This window comes from Sinorhizobium sp. P24N7 (genome assembly GCF_042436655.1).
Lineage (GTDB): Bacteria > Pseudomonadota > Alphaproteobacteria > Rhizobiales > Rhizobiaceae > Sinorhizobium > Sinorhizobium meliloti_A.
Genome location: NZ_JBHMIW010000011.1, coordinates 31,085 through 52,107 on the forward strand (window position 1 = coordinate 31,085; position 21,023 = coordinate 52,107).

The 21,023-nt window shown below is 63.1% G+C and carries 21 protein-coding genes; 13 read left to right on the plus strand and 8 right to left on the minus strand.

Annotated features, from left to right (window positions below):
• Window positions 1-19: 19 nt before the first annotated feature.
• From ACFHWW_RS19770 to ACFHWW_RS19795, 6 genes are all read left to right on the plus strand, one after another.
• Window positions 20-1,036 (plus strand): SDR family oxidoreductase, encoded by a 1,017-nt coding sequence (locus ACFHWW_RS19770; protein WP_379940306.1) that lies wholly within the window; start codon window positions 20-22, stop codon window positions 1,034-1,036.
• Between the two features lie 99 nt (window positions 1,037-1,135).
• A complete protein-coding gene (locus ACFHWW_RS19775) occupies window positions 1,136-2,800 on the plus strand; it encodes a sensor histidine kinase (RefSeq protein ID WP_379940308.1) in 1,665 nt (554 codons plus the stop codon).
• Window positions 2,800-3,435, plus strand: a complete 636-nt coding sequence (locus tag ACFHWW_RS19780) for a response regulator (RefSeq protein WP_379940310.1) — start codon at window positions 2,800-2,802, stop codon at window positions 3,433-3,435. Before ACFHWW_RS19775 ends, ACFHWW_RS19780 begins: the two co-directional genes overlap by 1 nt.
• 496 nt (window positions 3,436-3,931) lie before the next feature.
• Window positions 3,932-4,180 (plus strand): hypothetical protein, encoded by a 249-nt coding sequence (locus ACFHWW_RS19785; RefSeq protein ID WP_379940313.1) that lies wholly within the window; start codon window positions 3,932-3,934, stop codon window positions 4,178-4,180.
• 146 nt (window positions 4,181-4,326) lie between these two features.
• A complete protein-coding gene (locus ACFHWW_RS19790) occupies window positions 4,327-7,545 on the plus strand; it encodes a beta strand repeat-containing protein (RefSeq protein ID WP_379940315.1) in 3,219 nt (1,072 codons plus the stop codon).
• A gap of 107 nt (window positions 7,546-7,652) precedes the next feature.
• Window positions 7,653-8,822 carry a zinc-dependent alcohol dehydrogenase gene (locus ACFHWW_RS19795; protein ID WP_379940317.1) on the plus strand — a complete coding sequence of 390 codons (1,170 nt, stop codon included), beginning with the start codon at window positions 7,653-7,655 and terminating at the stop codon, window positions 8,820-8,822.
• Window positions 8,823-8,894: 72 nt separating this feature from the next.
• Here ACFHWW_RS19795 and ACFHWW_RS19800 read toward each other — a convergent pair whose 3' ends face one another.
• Together ACFHWW_RS19800 and ACFHWW_RS19805 are read right to left on the minus strand one after the other, a co-directional pair.
• The gene (locus ACFHWW_RS19800) at window positions 8,895-9,605 is read right to left on the minus strand and encodes a metallophosphoesterase (RefSeq protein WP_018095956.1); all 711 of its coding nucleotides are present in this window, start codon (window positions 9,603-9,605) and stop codon (window positions 8,895-8,897) included.
• Window positions 9,602-10,420, minus strand: coding sequence for a hypothetical protein (locus ACFHWW_RS19805; protein WP_100671596.1), 819 nt, complete (start codon window positions 10,418-10,420; stop codon window positions 9,602-9,604). Before ACFHWW_RS19805 ends, ACFHWW_RS19800 begins: the two co-directional genes overlap by 4 nt.
• 291 nt (window positions 10,421-10,711) lie before the next feature.
• Between ACFHWW_RS19805 and ACFHWW_RS19810 the strand changes: the two genes are divergently transcribed.
• Window positions 10,712-10,951, plus strand: coding sequence for a hypothetical protein (locus ACFHWW_RS19810; RefSeq protein ID WP_100670924.1), 240 nt, complete (start codon window positions 10,712-10,714; stop codon window positions 10,949-10,951).
• Between the two features lie 519 nt (window positions 10,952-11,470).
• On the opposite strand, the gene ACFHWW_RS19815 is transcribed toward ACFHWW_RS19810, so the two are convergent.
• Together ACFHWW_RS19815 and ACFHWW_RS19820 are read right to left on the minus strand one after the other, a co-directional pair.
• The gene (locus ACFHWW_RS19815) at window positions 11,471-11,644 is read right to left on the minus strand and encodes a DUF1328 domain-containing protein (RefSeq protein WP_010975005.1); all 174 of its coding nucleotides are present in this window, start codon (window positions 11,642-11,644) and stop codon (window positions 11,471-11,473) included.
• Between the two features lie 51 nt (window positions 11,645-11,695).
• Window positions 11,696-11,842 (minus strand): hypothetical protein, encoded by a 147-nt coding sequence (locus ACFHWW_RS19820; protein WP_338284198.1) that lies wholly within the window; start codon window positions 11,840-11,842, stop codon window positions 11,696-11,698.
• Between the two features lie 195 nt (window positions 11,843-12,037).
• Between ACFHWW_RS19820 and ACFHWW_RS19825 the strand changes: the two genes are divergently transcribed.
• The 3 genes from ACFHWW_RS19825 (at window position 12,038) to ACFHWW_RS19835 (ending at window position 15,102) form a co-directional block, all read left to right on the plus strand.
• Complete coding sequence (locus ACFHWW_RS19825) at window positions 12,038-12,340, plus strand: PepSY domain-containing protein (protein ID WP_379940320.1); 303 nt, start codon at window positions 12,038-12,040, stop codon at window positions 12,338-12,340.
• Window positions 12,341-12,358: 18 nt separating this feature from the next.
• The gene (locus ACFHWW_RS19830; protein ID WP_338284197.1) at window positions 12,359-12,964 is read left to right on the plus strand and encodes a general stress protein; all 606 of its coding nucleotides are present in this window, start codon (window positions 12,359-12,361) and stop codon (window positions 12,962-12,964) included.
• 161 nt (window positions 12,965-13,125) lie between these two features.
• A complete protein-coding gene (locus ACFHWW_RS19835; protein WP_379940322.1) occupies window positions 13,126-15,102 on the plus strand; it encodes a protein-L-isoaspartate(D-aspartate) O-methyltransferase in 1,977 nt (658 codons plus the stop codon).
• A gap of 18 nt (window positions 15,103-15,120) precedes the next feature.
• Here ACFHWW_RS19835 and ACFHWW_RS19840 read toward each other — a convergent pair whose 3' ends face one another.
• Window positions 15,121-15,444 carry a hypothetical protein gene (locus ACFHWW_RS19840; RefSeq protein WP_379940324.1) on the minus strand — a complete coding sequence of 108 codons (324 nt, stop codon included), beginning with the start codon at window positions 15,442-15,444 and terminating at the stop codon, window positions 15,121-15,123.
• Window positions 15,445-15,447: 3 nt separating this feature from the next.
• The gene (locus tag ACFHWW_RS19845; RefSeq protein ID WP_018095947.1) at window positions 15,448-15,579 is read right to left on the minus strand and encodes a hypothetical protein; all 132 of its coding nucleotides are present in this window, start codon (window positions 15,577-15,579) and stop codon (window positions 15,448-15,450) included.
• A gap of 175 nt (window positions 15,580-15,754) precedes the next feature.
• On the opposite strand from ACFHWW_RS19845, the gene ACFHWW_RS19850 reads away from it, so the two are divergent.
• Window positions 15,755-16,261 carry a ferritin-like domain-containing protein gene (locus ACFHWW_RS19850; protein WP_100670916.1) on the plus strand — a complete coding sequence of 169 codons (507 nt, stop codon included), beginning with the start codon at window positions 15,755-15,757 and terminating at the stop codon, window positions 16,259-16,261.
• A 76-nt stretch (window positions 16,262-16,337) separates the two neighbouring features.
• On the opposite strand, the gene ACFHWW_RS19855 is transcribed toward ACFHWW_RS19850, so the two are convergent.
• Window positions 16,338-17,135 carry an endonuclease/exonuclease/phosphatase family protein gene (locus ACFHWW_RS19855; protein ID WP_379940557.1) on the minus strand — a complete coding sequence of 266 codons (798 nt, stop codon included), beginning with the start codon at window positions 17,133-17,135 and terminating at the stop codon, window positions 16,338-16,340.
• A 10-nt stretch (window positions 17,136-17,145) separates the two neighbouring features.
• Here ACFHWW_RS19855 and ACFHWW_RS19860 point away from each other — a divergent pair, with 10 nt between their 5' ends.
• Window positions 17,146-18,087 carry a UPF0104 family protein gene (locus ACFHWW_RS19860; RefSeq protein ID WP_379940327.1) on the plus strand — a complete coding sequence of 314 codons (942 nt, stop codon included), beginning with the start codon at window positions 17,146-17,148 and terminating at the stop codon, window positions 18,085-18,087.
• Here ACFHWW_RS19860 and ACFHWW_RS19865 read toward each other — a convergent pair.
• Window positions 17,982-19,634, minus strand: coding sequence for a phospholipase D-like domain-containing protein (locus ACFHWW_RS19865; protein ID WP_379940329.1), 1,653 nt, complete (start codon window positions 19,632-19,634; stop codon window positions 17,982-17,984). The genes ACFHWW_RS19860 and ACFHWW_RS19865 overlap by 106 nt on opposite strands.
• Before the next feature lie 143 nt (window positions 19,635-19,777).
• On the opposite strand from ACFHWW_RS19865, the gene lhgO reads away from it, so the two are divergent.
• On the plus strand, window positions 19,778-20,986 hold the full coding sequence (gene lhgO, locus ACFHWW_RS19870; RefSeq protein WP_379940331.1) for an L-2-hydroxyglutarate oxidase: 1,209 nt from the start codon (window positions 19,778-19,780) through the stop codon (window positions 20,984-20,986).
• Window positions 20,987-21,023 lie beyond the last annotated feature (37 nt).

Genomic DNA, 21,023 nt, shown 5'->3' on the forward strand with positions numbered 1-21,023 from the left:
CGGCAGATGGAGGAGCGATATGTTGAATTCTCTCGAAGATGCAGTGGTCGTCATCACCGGGGCGTCGTCGGGGGTTGGACAGGCCACCGCCGAGGCCTTTGCCCGGCGCGGGTCGAAGCTGGTGCTTGCGGCGCGCGATGCGGCCGCGCTTCACGAGGTCGCCAGAACCTGCCGTAAACTCGGAGCGGAGGTTCTCGTGGCCCCCACCGACGTGACGGACGCCGATGCGGTCAAGGACCTGGCCAGGAAGGCGATCAGCTTCGGCAAGATAGACGTCTGGTTCAGCAATGTCGGCGTCGGCGCCGTCGGCCGCTTCGAGGAAACGCCGATCGAAGCGCATGAACAGGTCATCCGCACCAACCTGATCGGCCATCTCAACGACGCGCACGCGGCGATCCCGATCTTCCGCAAACAGGGGCATGGTATTTTCATCAATATGATCTCGCTCGGCGGCTTCGCCTCTGCACCCTTTGCCGCGGCCTACAGCGCCAGCAAATTCGGCCTGAGGGGCTTTTCGGAAGCTCTGCGGGCGGAGCTTGCGGACGAGCGCGACATTCACATCTGCGACGTCTATCCGACCTTCATGGACACACCCGGGGTCAAGCACGGCGCCAATTACACCGGTCGCAGGCTGAGCGTTCCTCCGCCGGTCTACAATGCGCGCCGCGCTGCCCGGGCGATCGTGCGCCTGGCGGAGCGCCCCCGCAATTCGCTGACCGTCGGCCTCGTCGCCGACCTGACGCGGTTCGCGCATTTCGTCGCGCCGAACATGACCCCGCGGCTCATGGCGAAGCTGACATCGCGTTATCTGAGCCGCGCGCCGCGCGTGGCGAGGAGCCATGGCAATCTGTTCAGGGCACCGGCCGAGCCAGGGGGCATCGACGGCGGGCTGCGCTCCTCCCGCCGCGTCCCGGTCGCAACGACGGCGGCTGTCTGCGTGCTGGGCATTGCCGTCGCCGCGCTTGTCCTCGGCAAGCCGCGCGCGACGGTCGGCCGAAGCCGCTCCGGCGTCGCGCGTCTCTTCAGGCGCGCTTAGGCGGCACAGGATCGTTGACTTTCGCGCCATTCGCAGTGAAGATCGCGACATACTAATATAAATTTTCACTTCCGCGATCGCGCGAAGGCAGAGTTGCGCATGGCGATCACGCAGCCGACCCGGAATGACGCGCCTGTGCGCGCTCACCGCCCCGCTAAGGAATTTGCGGGGGGCGCGCGCGAGTGGCTGTTGCGCACCGATCCGGAACGCCTGATCTGCCTCGGTCGCGTGATCACGGCCGCTTTCGCAATTCTGGCGATCTATCTCGATCCCACTCGGCCGAACTCGCTTCTATACGAGTCTCGCGTCGTTCTTTGCCTCTACCTTCTCCTCGCAACTGCGCTGGTGATCTTTCCGCTGCGGTACTCGTTCGTCAGTCCGGTGCACCTCTTGATCCATGGTATCGACGCGGCGGTCGTCGGCTGGCTGACGTTCCTGACGAACGAACTGGTGAGCCCGTTCTTTTCGATTCTTCCGTTCGTCATCCTGGCGATGACGATGCGCTGGGGTTTGAAGGGTGCAGCGCTCGGAGCACTGATCGCCCTTCTCGTCCAGCTCGTGGTCGGCCTTCCCGACCTTCTCGACGGCGACGCGGAACTCAACGTCTTCATCATGCGGTCCACCTATTTCGTGCTCATCGCGGCGACGCTCGGCTATTTCGGAGCCTATCGCGAACGAAGCCGGCAGCGCCTGGCGCAACTCGCGCAGTGGCCGCCGGGCGCAATCGGCGAGGACCGGGTGTCCTGGCTGAGTATCCTGTTGGAACATGCTTCCGGCGTTCTCGGCGATGCGCATCTGCTCGTCATCTGGCGTGAGCAGGAATTCGAATCGGGATGCGTCGCATACTGGGCTAACGGCACGCTCCAATTGGCCGATCTCAGGGACACCGACTTCTGGCGTCGTCACGATCCCGATCACTACGACGGACGCGATCGCAAGAGCGGCGAGGCGCTGAATGGCCTGTTCGCCGATCTGCCCCAGATCCGCGCAAACACCGACCAATCGGACCGCAAGGTATTTTCCGCCGCCTTCTCCAGTGTTCGATATCGCGGCTGCGTTTTCGTGGTCAGCTTCGCCAACGCCGCCGACGACACGAAAGATCTGTCCCAGATCATCGCCACCCGCGTCGGGACGGAGCTCGAGCGTGTCGCTCTTATCCAGGCCGCCCGTTCCGAGGGGCGCATGCGCCTTGCCCGCGATCTGCATGACAGCGTGCTTCAGAACCTCACTGCGGCGCGTCTCAAACTGAAACTGATCGGAGAAGGAATTCCGGATGGTGCAAAGACGCAGCTGACGGAGGTGGGCTCGCTCATCCTCGAACAGCAGCAATGCGTCCGCAAATTCGTGGATGAGAACCGACCGGGAGAGGAAGGTAATCTCGCCAGGCTCGAGCAGGCACTTCCGGAATTTCTCGACCTGTTGAGAACGCAGTGGAATTGCGCAATCGACGTGTCACACGGCCCCGCGCCGCTCGTGGTGCCCAAATGGATGCTTTACGAGATAATGCAGTTGATCTCCGAAGCCGCGAGCAATGCGGTGCGCCACGGACGAGCGACGCTGTTGCGGATAGCTTTCGTCAGGAGCGCGGAGCTCCTGAACCTGGAGATCATCGATAACGGCACGGGAATATCGGGTGAACTCGAGATGAAGCCCCTCTCGCTGTCGCAGCGGGTGGCGGAGCTTGGCGGAAAGCTCGCGGTCTGCCGGAATTCTCCTGGCCTAGGGCTCAAGATCGCGCTGCCGCTGAAGCTGGAGGTCAGGTGATGCATTCGGTGCTGCTCGTCGACGATCACCCGTTGCTCCTGCGGGGATTGCAGGACATCATCGCCGCAGCGCCGGACTTCGACGTCGTCGGCGCAACGGCAAGCGGCGTCGAAGCGATTTCGCTCATATCCCGCCTCCAGCCGGACATTGCCGTCCTCGACGTGGCCATGCCCGGCATGGGCGGATTGGAAATTCTGAGGGCGATCCGCGGCACGCGGCGTCTGACGAGGGTGATCTTCCTGACTGCGACAATCAGCGGCCCGCAGGTCGCGGAAGCGCTGAAGATGGGGCTTTCCGGCCTTCTCCTGAAGGAATATGCCCCCGAAGCGCTGCTCGACTGCATGCGGCAGGTCGCCATGGGCGGGAAGTGGCTGCCGGCCGATCTGCTGGCAAATGCGTCTCAGGTCGGTAACGACGCGACGCTGGAGAGGTTCAGTCTGCTTACGCCACGCGAACGCGAGATCGCAGCGCTGATCTGCGGTGGTCTCTCCAACCGCATGATCGCGGCGAGACTCGGAACCTCCGAAGGTACGGTGGGGATCCACCTGCACAACATCTTCCGCAAATTGGACATCAGCAATCGCGCCACGCTTGCTGCGCTTCATGTGCAGTATACCAATCCCTTGAGATCTTGAGCCGCTCGACGTCGAAAAAAAACGGAGGCATTTGAGCCTCCGAGCTGGCATGGAGCTTGTTACGCGTCGGTGTAGGTCAACCGCCGCTATCCTGTTTTCCTTTGTCGCCCTTCTTGTGGCCGATATCGCGGCTGTCTGCAAAGGCCTTGTCGGAAGATCCGTCAAATACAGTGATCGAGACAAGCGGGAGCACCAGCAGGATGGATACTCCCAGCGCGCATACGGAAACAATTCTCCTACGTGTAAGCATAGGTAGCCCCTGCCTCTAAAAGGTAAAGATTTCTTGTTGCGATGCTCTTGGCGTGTAGTCGACACGACTCCACCGAACGCATGATCGCATCAGATCATCGGAGATGAAATATAGGGAACGCTATAGCGCCGGTTCGCGCGCCGTGCGCCCCGCTTCTACTATAGGGTTTCCTATATATTCAGCTCCGATCGGTGGTGGCAGTATTCCTGAGGACAAGCGCGCGAGCGGACGAAGGAAAATTGAACGATGAATTTCAAGGAACCGAGCAACCCCGCCGCAACCAGCGAAGGGGATCGCCGCGAATTTCTAAAAAGCTGCGGCCGCTTCGCGGTTTCGACGCCGCCGCTGGTAACGATGCTTCTGTCTACGAGCCTCACCTCCAACGCCATCGCCAAGTCGGGAGCGGGCGGCGGCAGGATCAGAGACCGCAACCGGGCCGCACCCCGGGAGGACGGGATGAAGCCGCGACGAGTGCGTGACGGGCACAAGCTATAGTGGCCCGCTTCGTTCGGCACCGCGGTGAGAGAGATCCGAACGTCTTGTAACCACGAGGGGTCCCCTGGCCGCCCGGCCGGGGGGTATTTCACACGCGCGCGTTGACCTTAGCTGGGTCTCGTCGGGAGCCTTCAGGGGGAATTTCCATGGCAGTCATCAACGGCACATCCGGAAACAATATTCTCATAGGCACGGACTTGGACGACACGATCAGCGGCCTTGCCGGTGACGATGTCATTCAGGGGCTGGGAGGCGCGGACATCATCAACGGAGGCGGGGGGATCGACACGGCCGACTATCGTGAGAAGACCGCAGGGATCACCGTCACGCTCAACGGAACCAACAATGCCGTCGTGACGGTCGGCGGCACTGCCGAGGACATCCTGCGGGCGATCGAAAACGTCTATGGCGGTTCGGGTGACGACGTCATCACCGGCGACGGGCAGAACAACCTGTTCCGAGGCGGCGGCGGCAACGACGTCCTCGACGGAGGCGCCGGGAACGATACGGCCGACTATACCGACAAGACCCAGTCCGTTGTCGTCACCTTGATGGGGGCGACACCCGCCACCGTCTTCGTGAACGGTATCGCCGAGGACACGATCAGCAACTTCGAAAACGTCTATGGCGGCTCGGGCAACGACATCCTCACCGGCGACGACCGAAGCAATATCCTGCGCGGCGAAGCAGGCGACGACATTCTCAACGGCGGTGCCGACGACGACTCGCTGTCCGGCGGTGCCGGCAACGACACGGCCGACGGTGGCACCGGGATCGATACCTTCGATCTCCGCGAAAAGACCTCTTCAGTCGTCGTACAGCTCAGCGGCGCGAGCGCGGCTACAGTCTTCGTCGGCGGCGTCGCCGAGGACACGATCCGCAATGTCGAGAACATCGTCGGAGGGACGGCGGACGACACGCTCACCGGCGATGCGGCGGCAAACAAGCTCTCGGGTGCGCGCGGCAACGACTGGCTCAAGGGAGGAGGCGGCGCAGACACCCTTGACGGCGGCGAAGACAGCGACACCGCCGACTACAGCGACAAGGCGGCGGCGATCGCCGTGTCGCTGAACGGCGGCAACCCTGTTACCGTAACGGTTGGAGGTGTTGCCGAGGATCTGATCGCGAAGATCGAGAACATCGTCGGCGGCTCGGGTGGCGACACGATCATCGGCGATGCAGCCGCCAATACGTTTCGCGGAGGCCTCGGTGCCGACGTGCTGGACGGCGGAGCCGGCAGCGACACCGCAGACTTCAGCGATAAGGCGCAATCGGTCGTGCTGGCCCTCAACGGGGCGGCCGATGCCGTTGCAACCGTCGGCGGGACGGCCGAGGATACGGTTCGCAACATCGAGAACATCAACGGCGGATCCGGCAACGACCAGCTCACCGGTGACGCCGCCGCGAATACGTTCCGCGGCGGCATTGGCGCCGATCTTCTGGACGGAGGTGCCGGCAGCGACACGGCCGACTACAGTGACAAGACGGCATCGCTGGTCGTAGCACTGGCCGGGTCGAACCCGGCGACGGTCTTCGTCGGCGGCGTCGCGGAGGACACTCTGCGCGACATCGAGAACGTCATCGGCGGCTCGGGCAATGACGTGTTCGCAGGCGACGGGCTCCAGAACTTCTTCGACGGCGGGGCGGGCAACGACACGGTCGACTACTCGGCTTCAGCCAAGGGGATCGCGGTGACGCTCAACGGCGCCAACGATGCGAAGGTGATCGTTGGCAGCGCTTCCGAAGATACGCTGCGTAACATCGAAAATGTCACCGGCAGCGCCTTTGCGGATGTGATCACCGGCGACGCACAGGCGAACACTCTCCTGGGCGGCAGCGGCGGCGACCTTCTCAAGGGCGCGGGCGGGCAGGACGTCATCGACGGGGGTGCCGGATCCGATACCGCCGACTTCAGCGACAAGACGGCAGGTGTCGTTCTGGCGCTGGCGGGCGCGTCGAACGCGATTGCGACGGTCGGCGGGCTGGCCGAGGATACGGTCCGCAACATCGAAAGCATCTTCGGCGGCGCCGGCGCTGACGTGCTGACCGGCGACGGCAACAGCAATACGATCCGCGGCGGTGCGGGCGCCGACCGTCTGGACGGTGGCACCGGTGTGGACACGGTCGATTATCGCGACAAAACCAAGTCGGTTGCCGTTACTCTCGATGGGGCCAACCCCGTGACCGTCAAGGTGGGCGGCGTGATCGAGGATACGATCAGCAATTTCGAGAACATCTCCGGCGGTTCCGCCGGCGACACGCTCACCGGAGACAGCCTGGCCAACGTGCTGGTCGGCAATGACGGCGCCGACACGCTGAGAGGGGGTCTCGGCAAAGACGTGCTGGACGGCGGCAATGGCGTCGACACCGCGGATTACCTGGAGAAAACCGATGCGATTTCCGTCACGCTGAACGGTGCGGCGAGTGCGGCCGTTCTCGTCGGCGGCACAGCCGAAGACACCATCCGCGGTGTGGAGAACATTCTCTCGGGTTCCGGTGACGACACGCTTGTCGGCGACGCCGCGAGCAATATGTTCCGGGGAGCTCTCGGCGCCGATCTCATAGACGGCGGCGCGGGCGTGGATACTGCCGATTACCGTGAGAAGACGGCGTCTGTCGAGGTGGCGCTTTTGGGAGCCGGCGACAGCTTCGTCTTCGTCGGCGGCGTCGCCGAAGACACGATCCGCAATATCGAGAATGTGTTCGGGGGCAGGGGCAACGATACGCTCACGGGCGATGGCTTCGCCAACACCCTCAACGGCAATGACGGCAAGGACGTCCTTACGGGCGGAGGCGGAGCGGACATTCTCGACGGCGGGGCGGCTTCCGATACGGCGAGCTACCGCGACAAGAGCGCATCCGTCTCCGTCGCACTCGACGGCGCCAGCTATACGACCGTCACGGTCGGGGGCGTGGCCGAGGACACGATCCGCAACATCGATAACATCTGGGGCGGGACCGGCAATGACAGCCTGAGCGGCGACGCGAACGCGAACCTTCTTTCGGGCGGCGGCGGAAGCGACACCCTCTTCGGTGGTGCGGGCGCGGACATTTTCCAGTTCGACTTCGCTCTCGGGGCCGGGAATGTCGACACGGTCGTGGATTTCACCGCCGGAGACAGGCTCTTCCTCTCGAAGAGTGTCTTCACCACGCTGAGTGGCGGGACGCTGGCGGCGACGCAGTTTTACGCTGCGGCCGGTGCAACCGATGCCCAGAACGTGAACCAGAAAATCATCTACGACACGACGAGCGGTGCGCTCTACTACGACGCCGATGGCAGCCTTTCCGGCCATGCGGCCGTGCAGTTCGCCGTGCTTTCGACGCAACCGGGTCTGAAGGCGGGCGATTTCGTGCTCGTCGTGTGATCTGCCGGCTCCAGGGAACACCCGCCTAGGCTCCGTGTTTGGAAGAATGTGAAAGGACGATCAGCGCCCGTCCTTTTCTTTTTCTACCAGCGAAAAGGAGCTCCGACGTGAAAGCCCTGACATGGCACGGCAAAGGCGATATCCGGTGCGAGAGCGTGCCCGATCCGAAGATCGAGGATGACCGCGACGCCGTCATCAAGGTCACCGCCTGTGCGATTTGCGGATCGGACGTTCATATTTTTCACGGCCTCATTCCATCCATGGAGAATGGCGACATCCTCGGCCATGAAACCATGGGCGAGGTCGTGGAGCTCGGCAAGGGCGCGGCCGGCCTGCAGGTCGGCGACCGGGTGGTCGTTCCGTTCACCATCGCCTGCGGCGAGTGCTTCTTCTGCCGGAAGGGCTTCTATTCCGCCTGCGAGCGAACCAATCCCGACCGGGAAAAGGCGGCGAAGCTCTGGGGCAATTCGCCCGCGGGCCTCTTTGGTTACTCCCATCTTCTCGGTGGCTATAGCGGCGGACAAGCGGAGTATCTGCGCGTGCCGCACGCCGATGTCGGGCCGATCAAGGTTCCCGACGAACTCACGGACGAGCAGGCGCTCTTCCTCTCCGATATTTTCCCCACCGGGTACATGGCGGCGGAGTTCTGCAACATCGAGCCCGGGCAGACGATTGCGATCTGGGGCTGCGGCCCAGTCGGGCAGATGGCGATCCGGTCGGCCTTTCTGCTCGGCGCCGAACGGGTCATCGCCATCGATACGATCGCGGAGCGCCTGAGGCTTGCGGAGTCCGCCGGCGCCATGACCCTCGACTACATGGCGGAGGATATCTATGACCGAATCATGGAGATCACCCACGGCCGGGGCGCCGATGCCTGCATCGACGCCGTGGGAACGGAGGCGGACAGCCGCGCAAGCCTGGATTCGCTCGTCGACCGCGTGAAGGTGGCGACCTTCATGGGAACGGACCGGCCGCATGTATTGCGGCAGGCGATCCATTGCTGCAGGAATTTCGGCACGGTCTCCGTCGTCGGCGTTTATGGCGGCTATCTCGACAAGGTACCGCTCGGTTCGGCGATCAACCGCGGCCTGACGCTTCGGATGGCCCAGACCCCCGTTCAGCGTTATCTGCCTTTGCTCCTGGACCGCATCCGGAAGGGCGAGATCGATCCGTCCTTCGTGGTGACCCACCGCGGCGCGCTCGACGACGGCCCCGAACTCTACAAGACCTTCGCCGAAAGAAAGGATGGCTGCATCAAAGTCGTCCTGAGGCCGTGACAGGACTCCTTGAAGCTGCGCGCTTCCGGACGAAAACCGCTACACGTTTATCCTGAAAATGTCCGAAAGGCCTCAGAGTTCGAGCATGGCGTAAGGCCTGCCCGTCGGTTTCTCCACATGGGCGGCGACGTTGAAGACGGGGGCGCCGCCTGGCGTCTGCCCCTGATAGGCGCCCTTGTGCGCATGGCCGTGAACGACGGCGCTCACCTTGAAGCGGTCGATCGTCTCCGCGAGCCGCGACGACCCGAGAAACGGATAGATTTCCTTTGGTTCTCCGGCAACGGTTTCAGGGATCGGCGCGTAATGCAGAACGACGAGCGCGCGCTCCGCCCTGGTAGCCCTCAAGGCGTTCTCCAGCCGAATGGCTTCGTCGACGCTGGTTCCGACCATGGTCTTTATCGCCGCTTCGCCAAACGCGCCCAGCATATACCGGCCGAAGCCGCCGATGAAACCCTTGGTTCCGCAGAAGCCGACGCCTGAAATTTCGACGCTCTGACCGTCGAGAAGATGCACACCCGCCCTGACGAGGATCGACGAAACCTCCTCCACGGCATCGCATTGATGATCATGGTTTCCGAGCACGGCGACGACCGGGATCGTGCAGGACTTCAGATCGGCGGCGAGAAGCTCCGCCTCCGCAGGCTTGCCGAGATCCGTCAGATCGCCGGCAATCACGAGCACGTCCGCCGCGCGCGAGATTTCCGCAAAGAGGTCGGTATAGGAGACCGATCGGTCCTCCTTCACATGCAGGTCCGCCACGGCGGCCACCTTCAACTTGCTCATGACTCCGTATCCTCAGTTTCTGCGCTGACGTCGGCGTCGCCTCCGACATCGGCGAAACCCCATTCCTTCACATCGATTTCGTAGTCGGGGCGCGAGTACATCCGGCCGCGACAGATCTTCGTCAGGGGCAGTGGGAGGTCTCTTTGCGTCGCCAGCCTGCTCAACAACTCGTCCATCAGCCAGAGCGGGACCTTGTCGCGTTCGGAGGGATAGATCCACCGGAAGTTCAGGAGGTGGATGAGCAGGACCTCCCAGTGCGCTTCCATGTATCCGAGCAATCTTGCCCAATCGATTCGATCATGTGCCTTCAGGATCAGGTGCGCGACGTCGGCGCCGTCGTAGCGGTGGCGAAGCTGGATGAAGGCCTTTGACCAGACGAGTTCCGTCGGCGCGACGATCGCACAGGTGGAGGCACCGATCTCTGTCAACAGAGCATTGGCGAACCAGGCGTCGGTGACCATCATGGTTCCGTTCGGCGAGGAGAAGATGACGTCGAAGAAGGATTTCCCCTTGAAGACCTTGCCTAGCCATCGATCGTCCTCGATTTCGACGGCGTATCCGAGCGACTTGAAATGATTGAGGATGCGGGTGTAATCGCCGGGCTTGCAGAAGACGTCGAGATCCTTGGTCGGCCTCGAAATCCCGGTATGGGCGCTGACGGCGAAGGTGCCCGCGATCAGGAACGGAATTTGCGACCGGCCCAGCTCGGCAATCGCCTCGGCAACGAATGCTTCGGCCTCCTCGTCGACGAGACGCGGCAGCGCGAGCGGCTCGGACGGGTGTTCCGATGGGGAGCGCGGGGGCATTGACGTCATGCTGGTCATCCAAGTGAACGAGACTTCCCTGACAACACGCCAGTCTTTCGGAAGTTCCGCTTGCCCTAAGGTGTGGGATTGCGTCCCCTGGCGCCCCCGCGCTTTGGGTCCGCCATTTAGCCGGGGAGCACCAAGGCGCGAACGTGATGGAACCGCCGGCCACGTCATGGCGTTTGTCTGGCAGCTACCGCATGAGCGCCCGGAGCCGAAGCAAAGGGCGGAAACATTAGGTAAAACAAAGCGCTACAGCGACTGCGCGCGTCTATTGACGCGCCGCTGAGGGAGGAGCATATGCCTGTGATCAGCCCCAACATCCATACCCAGCAAAACAGCCGGGAGCTTGAGTGTCAGCGCGCAATGGAGGACGAGTTCCTGGTCTTTACCGCGCTGGCCGAGGAAGCGGGCTGGTCATGGCAGGAAATCGCGCTCGCCATGTTGGAGTTGACCGAACAATATGTTGCAGCCATGCGGCCGAGTTCGGCGATGGAGGCAAGATCAATGTTGCGCAGTCACTCCAAGAGCTTGCACTGACCGCAGCAGTATTGTGTTCGCCGAGGCGTTTCGCTGTTTCATCGAAGCAGTGAAACGCCTTTTAATTGAGACTGCGCATTCCGGACGGCTGTGAGACGGAGTGCTACAGCGACCTCCGAAGACGCGCGGCGCTGCAGGAACTTTCCGGAGGACTGCAGCCTCCTCATGTGCTTGTCACGGAGATGAAAGCAGCGCCGCGTCTGCGGCGCGGGAAGAGCTCTTTCAGCCCAAGGACTTGGTCTGGCTGGATTCCTGTGACAAGCACAGGAATGAGGAAATCAAACAAGCCGCCGCGGGTGGCCCGAATTTCAACAGGGCCTCAGGAAGGTATCGGAGGACTGCAATCTCTCCTCCGTCCTCATCCCTTGTGCTCGTCACAGGGATCCAGCAGCGCCGCGTCTGCGGCGCGGAAGAGTCTTTCCAGCCCAAGGACTTGGTCTGGCTGCACCCCTGTGACGAGCACACGGACGCGGCGATCAAATAAGCCGCCGCCGCGAACGCCCCGAATCCCAACGGGACTTAGGTCACGGCACCTCCGACGGCCAGTGCCAGTACGAGGAATACGAGGAAGATTATAACCGCAATGTAGAAGAGTATCTTCGCGATCCCCGCCGTCGCGGCCGAGACGCCGGAAAATCCGAGGAACCCGGCTATCAGTGAAATGACGAAGAAAATCAGTGCCCACTTCAGCATAATCGCTCCTTCCGTTCAGTTCCTGCCTCTCGGTCGTCGTCGCCCAGCCGTTCAACGGCTGTCCCGGTTCGGATCCTTGCCGGCCGCCTGGCTGCTTTTCTTGACGTCGGCCTTCTTCGCCTGATCGCCTGCACGATTCCCGCCATGCGTCCCTTTCGAGTTCTTGGCGGTCTTGCCGTCCTTTGCGTTCGTAGCCATTTCGCATCCTCCAGCGCTATACCGAAACCGGCAGCAGAGCGGATGCAACCGGGGAAGGGCGATAAAGTTCCTTCCGGGCCTTCAAAGCCGGGGCGCCGACCCGCTTTCCTTCCCATCGTGCCGGCGACTGCCGGCGGAACCAAATCCGGCCCGGACGGTTTGGTTGGCCGATTGAGGATCGAGAGAGGAAAGGCCATGAAGAACATCGTCTTCGGCATTGCGGTACTGTTGAGCGCTGCCGCAGGAACGGCCTTCGCGCAGACGGCCGGCAACACCCCGGCCATTGCCACTCCCGACACGCAGAACCCGACGGCACCTGTCCCCGGCAAGAACAGCTTCACCGAAGCCCAGGCACGGGAACGGATGCAGGAGGCGGGGTACACCGACGTCAAGGAGCTGAAGCTCGACGACAAGGGTATCTGGCGGGCAACCGCGATGAAGGACGGCAAATCCGTTTCCATCGCTCTCGATTTTCAGGGCAACGTAGTCGCGCTTTAGAGATCAAGGAAGAAGACGATGAGAACCGTGGCAGGGCTGTTTGACGATTACGGGGAAGCCCGAGGGGCCGTGAGCGATCTGGAGGCGGCAGGGTTTCCTTCCGAAGATATAAGCATCGTCGCCAACAATGCGGGAGACCGCTATTCGGGCGACGGTTCCGGTGCGGCGAGCGGTGCCGGAGCAGGTGCCGGTCTGGGCGCCGTGGGCGGCGGCACGCTGGGGCTTTTGACCGGCCTGGGCCTGATGGCCATACCTGGGGTCGGACCCGTGGTCGCGGCTGGGTGGCTGGCGTCGACCGCCGCAGGCGCGGCGGCCGGCGCTCTCGCCGGAGGTGCGGCCGGCGGCATCATCGGCTCGCTCACCGATTCCGGGATCGAGGAGGAGGATGCGCATCTTTACGCCGAGGGAGTGCGCCGAGGCGGTGCGTTGGTGGTGGTCAGGACCGAGGAGCCTCTGGTCGCACAGGCGGACGGGATTTTAAGAAATCGCGATGCCGTCGACATATCGGTCCGGCGCCGCGCCTATACGGAGGATGGCTGGACCCGGTTCGACACCGCCTCCGGTCCCTATAGCCTCGACGAGATCGAGCGCGAACGTGAACGCCTCAGCCGCCCGGCGCTGTAGCGACAGGCAGGTACCGCTGCCGCGGCATGGCTGACACCGCCGTCAGGGTCCGCAAAAGCAACCCGGCCGCCCGAAAGGAGCCAGGTCACCACGCCCCTTGGCGAAACAATGACACGATCTGGCGCGGCGGGTTGCGATGAAACGCAAGGAAGGCTTCCGCCATGATTGATTTTTCGCGCGCCCGCGAACGGATGATCACGTCGCATCTCTCGCGACGGGGGATAAGGGACAGATATGTCGTGGAGGCGATGGGCGTCGTCCCGCGGGAGGCATTCGTCGATCCAGGCTTCGAGGAATTCGCCTATGAGGATTCGGCCCTCTCGATCAGCCATGGCCAGACCATCTCGCAGCCCTATATCGTGGCGCTGATGATCGAACGCGCCGAAGTCCAGCCGGGCGATACGGTGCTCGAAATCGGGACCGGATCCGGTTATGCGGCGGCGGTGCTGAGCCGGATCGCGGCACATGTCTATACGATCGAGCGCCATGCCGGCCTCGCCGAGGTCGCCCGGAGACGATTTGCCGAGCTCGGTTACGGCAATATCGATGTGCGTGTCGGCGACGGCACGGCCGGCTGGCCCGAGGCTGGACCGTTCACCGCCATACTGGTCGCTGCCGGAGGTCCCGAGATACCGCATGCGCTCAAGGAGCAGCTCGACCTCGGCGGCCATCTCGTCATACCCGTCGGCCCCCCGGAGGAGCAGCGCCTGCTGAAGGTCACGCGCGCCAGCGCCACGACATTCGAGGAGCAGGACCTCGGCGGGGTCAGATTCGTGCCTCTCGTCGGCGAATACGGCTGGCATGAGGAGCGGGTTCAATCCCGGGCCGGGCTCAGACCGGCGCCCACGCTGCCCGAGATGGTTGCAGAGTCGGCCGAGCCGCTGCCCGATTTCGACGATCCTGCCTTCGGGCGGCTTTTCGATCGCTTTGCCGGGCGGCGGGTCGTGCTGCTCGGAGAGGCGAGCCACGGCACGTCGGAATTCTACCGCGCCCGCGCAGCCATCACGCGTCGCCTGATCGAGGAACATGGGTTCACGATCGTGGCGGTCGAAGCGGATTGGCCGGATGCGGCGGCGGTCGACCGCTATGTCCGACATCGAACACAAGGCATGCGTCTCGATGCGCCTTTCCAGCGGTTCCCGACCTGGATGTGGCGCAACCGCGAAGTCATGGATTTCGTCGAATGGATGCGCGAACATAACGGCCGCAGGGGCTTGTCCGGCCGGGCCGGCTTCTACGGCCTGGACATCTACAATATGCGCGGCTCCATTGCCGCGGTTCTCCGGTATCTCGATGAGACCGATCCCGAGGCCGCTAAGGTTGCCCGCGAGCGCTACGGGTGCCTGACCCCCTGGCAGAACGAGCCGGCGACCTATGGCCGTGCGGCCATGACCGCGGGCTTCCGCAAATGCGAAGAGGCCGTCGTCAAGCAATGCCGCGAACTCCTGGAGAGGCAGCTCGAAGCCGGGCGCGACAGCGGCGACGAGCTTCTCGACGCGGTGCAGAACGCGCGCCTCGTCGCCTCGGCCGAGCGGTATTACCGCATCATGTATTATGCCGGGGCCGACTCCTGGAACATGCGCGACACCCATATGTTCGCGACGCTCGAGCATCTGTTGAATGCACGCGGCGCCCGCTCGAAGGCGGTGGTGTGGGCGCACAATTCCCATATCGGCGATGCTCGCCATACCGACATGGGCACGGCCCGCGAGGAGTTGAACATCGGTCAGCTCTGCCGCGAGCGGTTTGGCGATCAGGCAGCGCTGATCGGCTTCGGCACGCATGGCGGTCATGTGGCTGCCGCAAGCGATTGGGACGGCGAAATGGAGGTGAAGCCGATCCGGCCGTCGCTCGAAGGAAGCTACGAGCGCGTGATGCACGACTCAGGGGTCGAGTGCTTCCTCATCGACTTCGCACGCCACGCGCGTCTGCGCGACGGTCTCCTCAAGCCGATGCTCGAGCGCTTTATCGGCGTGATCTACCGGCCGGACACGGAACGCTTCAGCCACTATGCCCACGCCTCGCTGCCCCGGCAGTTCGACGCCTTCGTCTGGTTCGATCAGACGACGCCGGTCGAACCGCTCGGCGCGGAACACATAAAAGCGGGCGTGCCGGATACGTTCCCGTTCGGCCTGTGAGGCTCGTGAATCGGTGCGTTAAAGCTGCGTCGAGATGATGTTGTCGACGCTCACCTCCCCGCGGAGCACGCCGCGTTGCGCGCCGTCGGGGGCCGGCCCCTCCTCGACCACGGTGTAGAGCTTCTCGCTGCGAAACGCGCTGGCCATGTCGGTCGTCACCCCTTCCGCCGGCTTGGCGTCGATTTCGAGGAAATCGAGCTCCGCCTCGCTTGCGACGATGCGGGCATCGCCGCTCGATCTTGCCGCCACCACCACCTCGCCCTGGTAGCTGGCATTCTGCCAGTTCGGATCGTCGGGCTCGGCGAGCGGCGACAGACGGTATATTTTGAGCTCTTCGTTCATGTGCTACTCCGACTGGTCGATCGCATGCGGCGGCGGTTGCCCCGATTCGGCCGACTGGTCGAGAGGGAACATCATCCAGAGCGCCGCAATCACCACCAGGACGACGATCACTGCTGCAGCCAGGATCTTGGACATGTGAACCTTCCGACGATTGTCGAGACCGAACCGCGAAACCTGCGGTCTTCCGGCCTCCAATCACCAAGGCGTCGAATTGTTCCGAAGCCGCAGGGTGACGCGATCACGCGCCGTTCTGCAGGAACATTTCGGGAAACCGCCGGTTGGAGGGCGCGCGAAAAGAAGGGGATATCCGATGGCTACTGCGAACGAACACCTTGTGGCTTGGCTCAGGGATGCACATGCGATGGAAGAGCAGGCGATCACGATGCTCACCAGCCAATCGAGCCGGCTGGAAAACTATCCAGAACTCAAGACCAGGATCGACCGCCACCTGCAGGAGACGAAAGACCAGGCGGCCATGCTCGAGCGCTGCCTCGAACGGCTCGACGGCGGAACCTCGAGCATCAAGGATATCAGCGGCAAGATCGTTGCCTTCGGGCAAGGCCTGAGCGGCCTCTTCGTCAGTGACGAAGTCGTCAAGGGCACGCTGGCCAGCTATACATTCGAGCATATGGAAATCGCCAGCTACAGGATTCTCATCGCCGCAGCCGAACAGGCGGGCGATCAGGAGACGAAGCGTGTCTGCGAGAGCATCCTGCAGCAGGAAATCGCGATGGCCGAGTGGCTGGCTGAGAACGCCGGTGAGATCACGCGCAGATTCCTGGAGCGAGACCAGCGGGACGTGACGGCCAAACACTGAAACCGCTTCAGACCAGAATCCTGCGGGACCTGCGGGCAGCGCCGCGCCTCCGACATGATGCGCGGCGCTGTCGTTTTCAGGCCTCCTGCTTTTCGTCTCGCTTGACGACATCCAGTTCGGCAAGCAGCGGAAGATGATCCGAAGCGCTTCGCGCCAGCGTGCTGCCGTGCACTCTGCAGGAAGCCACTTCTATGCCTTTGCCGACCAGCACGTGATCGATGCGCAGCAGCGGCAATCGCGATGGAAAGGTCGGCCGCGGCTTGGCGCTGGTCAGCAGCTGCGCGTCGCTGAGCTGTCGGGCCAGGAGCCTGTAGGCGGTCGAGCGCCCCGTGGCGTTGAGATCGCCTGCCAGGACCACGTGAGCGTCCCCCTTGGCCATTCCTCCGAGCCAGCCGGGACCTAGAAGGGCGGTCGCCTGGCGCAGGCGCTCGGCGCCGCGCAATCCGAGATGCGTCACGATCACCTGAAGCTTGACTTCGGCGACGTCGATCTCCACCCAGAGCGCGCCTCGCGGCTCGCCGGACGAGGGGAGGGGTGCTGCCTTGATCAGCCGCATAGGCAAGGCCGTCAGAACGGCGTCTCCGTATTTCTCGTCCTCCAGGTGGAGAGCCGGATGGAACTCGGCTTCCATGTTGAGATGCGTGGCGATCATATGGGCCTGGTCTATTCCGCCGGTACGGGCGCGGCCGACGTCGACCTCCTGCAATGCGATGACGTCGGGCTGGCACTCGGCGATGACGGCGGCGATGCGCGCGGGATCGAGCCTGCGGTCGGTGCCGAAGCAGCTGTGAACGTTGTAGGTGAGGAAACGTATCCGCTGTCGCATCGCCTTCGGAACACGCAGCACCTGCTTTTCGTTCCGGTGGGTGCGCAAGGGAGGGCCGATGTCCAGAAAAATTCTAGCGAGGTTGTTCATCGCTGCCGGTATCTGCGTGGCGGGCTGGTTGATCTATCGGACCCTCAGCCAACACAGCTTTCATGAAATCGTCGATTCGATCATGCGGATTCCGGCCAGGAATCTCTTGCTGGGCATCGGTTTCGTCTTTCTTTCCTATTTCTGCCTGACTCTCTTCGACACCCTCGCCATCCGCTATGTCGGGCGGAAGCTCGCCTATCCGCAAATCGCCATCGCCTCCTTCACCAGCCTTTCGATCGGCCACAATGTCGGCGGTGCGGCCTTGAGCAGCGGTGCCGTCCGCTACCGCTTCTACTCGCGCTGGGGGCTGAGCGCCGAAGAGGTGGCGAAGGTCATTCTCTTCTGCGGTGTCACCGTCGGCCTCGGCCTTGTCACATTGGCCGGGCTTTGTTTTCTGATCGTGCCGGCGGGTGCCGCGCGCCTTACCGGATTTTCCCCGACCGGCGCTTTTCTGTTAGGCACTGCCTGCATTGCGGCCGCGGCCGGTTACGTGCTGCTCGCTTATTTTCTGCGGGGCTCGGTTCGCATCTTTCGCTGGACTTTCGAAATGCCCTCGGTGGGGATTGCGGCCTTGCAGGTCGTCGTCGGAGTCGCCAACTTCCTCTGCGTCAGCGCAGCGTTGCATCAGTTGCTGAGCGCCTTCCAGGAGGTGAGTTTCATCGATACGGCCATGGCCTATGTCGGGGCCGGCGTGACCGCGATCGTCAGCCATGTCCCCGGCGGCATCGGCGTACTCGAGGCGACGATCGCATTTCTGCTTGGCAGTTCGGCGAGCCTGGGCGCTCTGATCGCCTTTCGGGCGATCTATTTCTTCCTGCCGCTGCCGCTCGGCTTGATCTTGCTTTCGGTCACGGAGTTCGTCGCCCGTCGAGATGAGGAAAAAAGCCTGGCGAGCAAGGCGAAAAGCTGACCGATCCAGCGCCTCACGAGCTTGTGCGTGCGGTAAAAGGGTCGGATCGGCCTCTGCGGATCGACGATCTCCGTGCCCCAGATGAGACTGGTCGCGCCGTCGTCATCGATTCCGTCGAAGGCGCGTATGCCGCGCCGGCGCGTGTTCAACATGTCCAGGGTGGCGACGAGAGAGTTCGTTTCCCTCAGTGCCTTCTCAACGGCGTCCGCTTCAACGTCGAGATGTTCTGCGATCAGGCCGTTGCGCACTTTGGCAATGGCGGCGCGCTGCCCTTCGTTGGCGGCTTCCACGGCGACGTCGCATTCGGTGTCGAGGCTTGCCGAGCGGTGGTTGAAGTTCGACGAGCCGACGCGGAAAAAACGATCGTCGATCGCGACCACTTTGGAATGGATAATCACCTCCTGCTCGGATCCGTCGGCGGCGGGAACGACCGGATAGGCGACCCTGAGCCTGCCGTAGCGGTCGGCCCGCTTGAGCCGCCGAACGAGGCGGTCGCGGTTTCCTCCCATGACGATGCGTTCCAAAAGCCCATGCGAGCTGCGGGTGGTGATGACCACCACTTCCGGGCCATCAGGCTCCTGCAGCCGGTCGCAGAGCAACTGTCCGATTCTTCCCGATGCGAAATACTGGTTTTCGATGTAAATGTGACTTCGCGCACTGCGCAAAGCATCGAGCGTCAGCCGCAGCGCCTCCTGACGGCCGCGTCGTTTGCCGGAGCCCGGTTCCGTGCGGGCGATTGCGACCGGGCAATCCTCGAGCACCGGCACCGTGCCGTTCGGCCATGCAAGCGCCCGCGCGGGCGGCGCCTCGATTTCGTCGCCCGTAGAGGCTTTCCAGCGAGATCTGCAGAGATCGCCGATTGCACGGCTCGCCCCGCCTTCGAGCACCACCTGTATGTCATGCACCGGATCATAGGGTTTTCCGTCCGGATCGCGCCGCAACTCGTTCTCGGCCGCGTGCTCCGGCGTGTCCCAGCGGCGCGCCGTCAGGTCGATGCCCCCGGCAAAAGCGATGCTGTCGTCTATGCAGACGAGCTTCTGATGATGCGATCCGCGCAGTGCCCGATGGCTCGCGAAACGAAGTTCGATCTGCGGATGGGCCGCCCATTGCTGCTTGCGAAACAGCCTGAGCGACTTTCCCGAATAGATCGGTCCCATCGCCCAGACGAGAATGCGAACCTTCAGTTTCGGCTTTTGTGCAGCGAGGCGCTCGAGCCTGCTGCCGAGCGATTCCGCTTGGGGGTCGTCCGGTCTGAGCTTGATTCGCGGATCGAAGTCCCATCCGGTGATCCAGATCTGCTCTTCCGCCTGATCGAACGTGCTGTCGAGACAAGCATAGTAGGCGGCTGCGTCCACCAGGAAGGACAAATGCCGTGCGGGCGCGCTGCGCCAGACATTCTCCGCCTCCTTTATTATCGGCCGGCTTGTCCGACGCCGTCGGCCGGCCGGATTTCCGGTGAACGCGTTTTTCCAGTCCAAGCTTCCTATCCCGTGCGTGGCGACTGGAAATGAATCCCTTTCAACCGTGATTTGTTCCAGGAGCAGCATTGTTGTGGCGTGCGCCTCTGTCGGGGCGGTTCGTGATCGTATGGCTCCCACCTGGCTCCAGGCACCGTGCTTCCCCGATGCCTGCAAGAACGCTATGCATGGCAAAGGACGCATAACATGTACGAGCCGGGAAGGTTGCGAGTTTGTACGACTATTGCATCATCGGGGGCGGCATCGTCGGCCTTGCTGCGGCCATGGCGCTGCAGGAACGGGTGCCGGGCGCCAGCATCGTGCTTCTGGAAAAGGAGCGGGAGCTTGCGCGCCACCAGACGGGCCACAACAGCGGCGTGATCCACGCCGGAATTTACTATGCACCGGGATCCCTGAAAGCGAAGCTGTGCCGCGAGGGAGCGGAGGCGACCAAGGAATTCTGCACCGGGAACGGCATCCCCTTCGAGACCTGCGGCAAATTGCTGGTGGCGACCACCGAGGCCGAGGTCGAGCGCATGGAGAGCCTGGAGGAAAGAGCGCAGCAGAATGGGATCGAATACTCTCGCCTGTCGACGTCGCAACTTCGATCGGAGGAGCCTAACATCGCCGGCCTAGGTGCGCTTCTCGTCCATACGACGGGGATTGTCGATTATTCGGCAGTTTGCCGGGCGATGGCCGAGCGCATCGGAGCCCGAGGCGGCGAAATCCGCTGCGGGGTCGAGGCCACTGCCATTGCCGAAGAGGATGGCGGCGTGCGGATCGCAAGTGCATCCGGCCGCATCGAGGCGCGCAAGCTGATCGCCTGCGCCGGCCTGCAGTCCGACCGCATCGCCTTGATGGCCGGGCTTAATGTTGACCACCGCATCGTGCCGTTCCGGGGCGAATATTACGTGTTGCCGCCGTCGAAGGTCGGCGTGACCCGGCGCCTCATCTACCCCATTCCCGACCCGGACCTGCCTTTCCTCGGAATTCACCTGACCCGAACGATTGACGGAGGCATGACCGTCGGCCCTAATGCGGTGCTGGGCTTTGCCCGCGAGGGCTACCCGAAGGGCAGCTTCAAAGCGGCCGATGTGGCGAACATGGCGGCGTTTCCCGGCTTCTGGAAAATGGCGGCGAAGAACTGGCGGTCGGCGATCACGGAATTCGCCAATTCGGCATCGCGGTTCCGCTATCTGCGGGAGTGCCGGAAATACTGCCCGTCGCTCACGATAGACGACCTCGCGGTCCCGCAGACGGGCATCCGGGCGCAGGCGGTCATGGCCGATGGCAGCCTCGTCCACGACTTCCTCTTCAAACAGACCGAAAGGATGCTTCACGTCTGCAACGCGCCGTCGCCGGCTGCGACCTCTGCCATTCCGATCGGCCGCATGATCGTGGACCGCCTGCTCGAGGGGGCTCCTCCCAAGACGGAACGGTGACAATCGCTTCATGGGGCTCATCCGCAACTTTATCGGT

Coding starts and splice junctions, on each gene's coding strand:
- ACFHWW_RS19770 (WP_379940306.1), top strand. CDS start 20: ATGTTGAATTCTCTCGAAGATGCAGTGGTCGTCATCACCGGGGCGTCG.
- ACFHWW_RS19775 (WP_379940308.1), top strand. CDS start 1,136: ATGGCGATCACGCAGCCGACCCGGAATGACGCGCCTGTGCGCGCTCAC.
- ACFHWW_RS19780 (WP_379940310.1), top strand. CDS start 2,800: ATGCATTCGGTGCTGCTCGTCGACGATCACCCGTTGCTCCTGCGGGGA.
- ACFHWW_RS19785 (WP_379940313.1), top strand. CDS start 3,932: ATGAATTTCAAGGAACCGAGCAACCCCGCCGCAACCAGCGAAGGGGAT.
- ACFHWW_RS19790 (WP_379940315.1), top strand. CDS start 4,327: ATGGCAGTCATCAACGGCACATCCGGAAACAATATTCTCATAGGCACG.
- ACFHWW_RS19800 (WP_018095956.1), bottom strand. CDS start 9,605: ATGAGCAAGTTGAAGGTGGCCGCCGTGGCGGACCTGCATGTGAAGGAG.
- ACFHWW_RS19805 (WP_100671596.1), bottom strand. CDS start 10,420: ATGACGTCAATGCCCCCGCGCTCCCCATCGGAACACCCGTCCGAGCCG.
- ACFHWW_RS19810 (WP_100670924.1), top strand. CDS start 10,712: ATGCCTGTGATCAGCCCCAACATCCATACCCAGCAAAACAGCCGGGAG.
- ACFHWW_RS19815 (WP_010975005.1), bottom strand. CDS start 11,644: ATGCTGAAGTGGGCACTGATTTTCTTCGTCATTTCACTGATAGCCGGG.
- ACFHWW_RS19820 (WP_338284198.1), bottom strand. CDS start 11,842: ATGGCTACGAACGCAAAGGACGGCAAGACCGCCAAGAACTCGAAAGGG.
- ACFHWW_RS19825 (WP_379940320.1), top strand. CDS start 12,038: ATGAAGAACATCGTCTTCGGCATTGCGGTACTGTTGAGCGCTGCCGCA.
- ACFHWW_RS19830 (WP_338284197.1), top strand. CDS start 12,359: ATGAGAACCGTGGCAGGGCTGTTTGACGATTACGGGGAAGCCCGAGGG.
- ACFHWW_RS19835 (WP_379940322.1), top strand. CDS start 13,126: ATGATTGATTTTTCGCGCGCCCGCGAACGGATGATCACGTCGCATCTC.
- ACFHWW_RS19840 (WP_379940324.1), bottom strand. CDS start 15,444: ATGAACGAAGAGCTCAAAATATACCGTCTGTCGCCGCTCGCCGAGCCC.
- ACFHWW_RS19845 (WP_018095947.1), bottom strand. CDS start 15,579: ATGTCCAAGATCCTGGCTGCAGCAGTGATCGTCGTCCTGGTGGTGATT.
- ACFHWW_RS19850 (WP_100670916.1), top strand. CDS start 15,755: ATGGCTACTGCGAACGAACACCTTGTGGCTTGGCTCAGGGATGCACAT.
- ACFHWW_RS19860 (WP_379940327.1), top strand. CDS start 17,146: ATGTCCAGAAAAATTCTAGCGAGGTTGTTCATCGCTGCCGGTATCTGC.
- ACFHWW_RS19865 (WP_379940329.1), bottom strand. CDS start 19,634: ATGCTGCTCCTGGAACAAATCACGGTTGAAAGGGATTCATTTCCAGTC.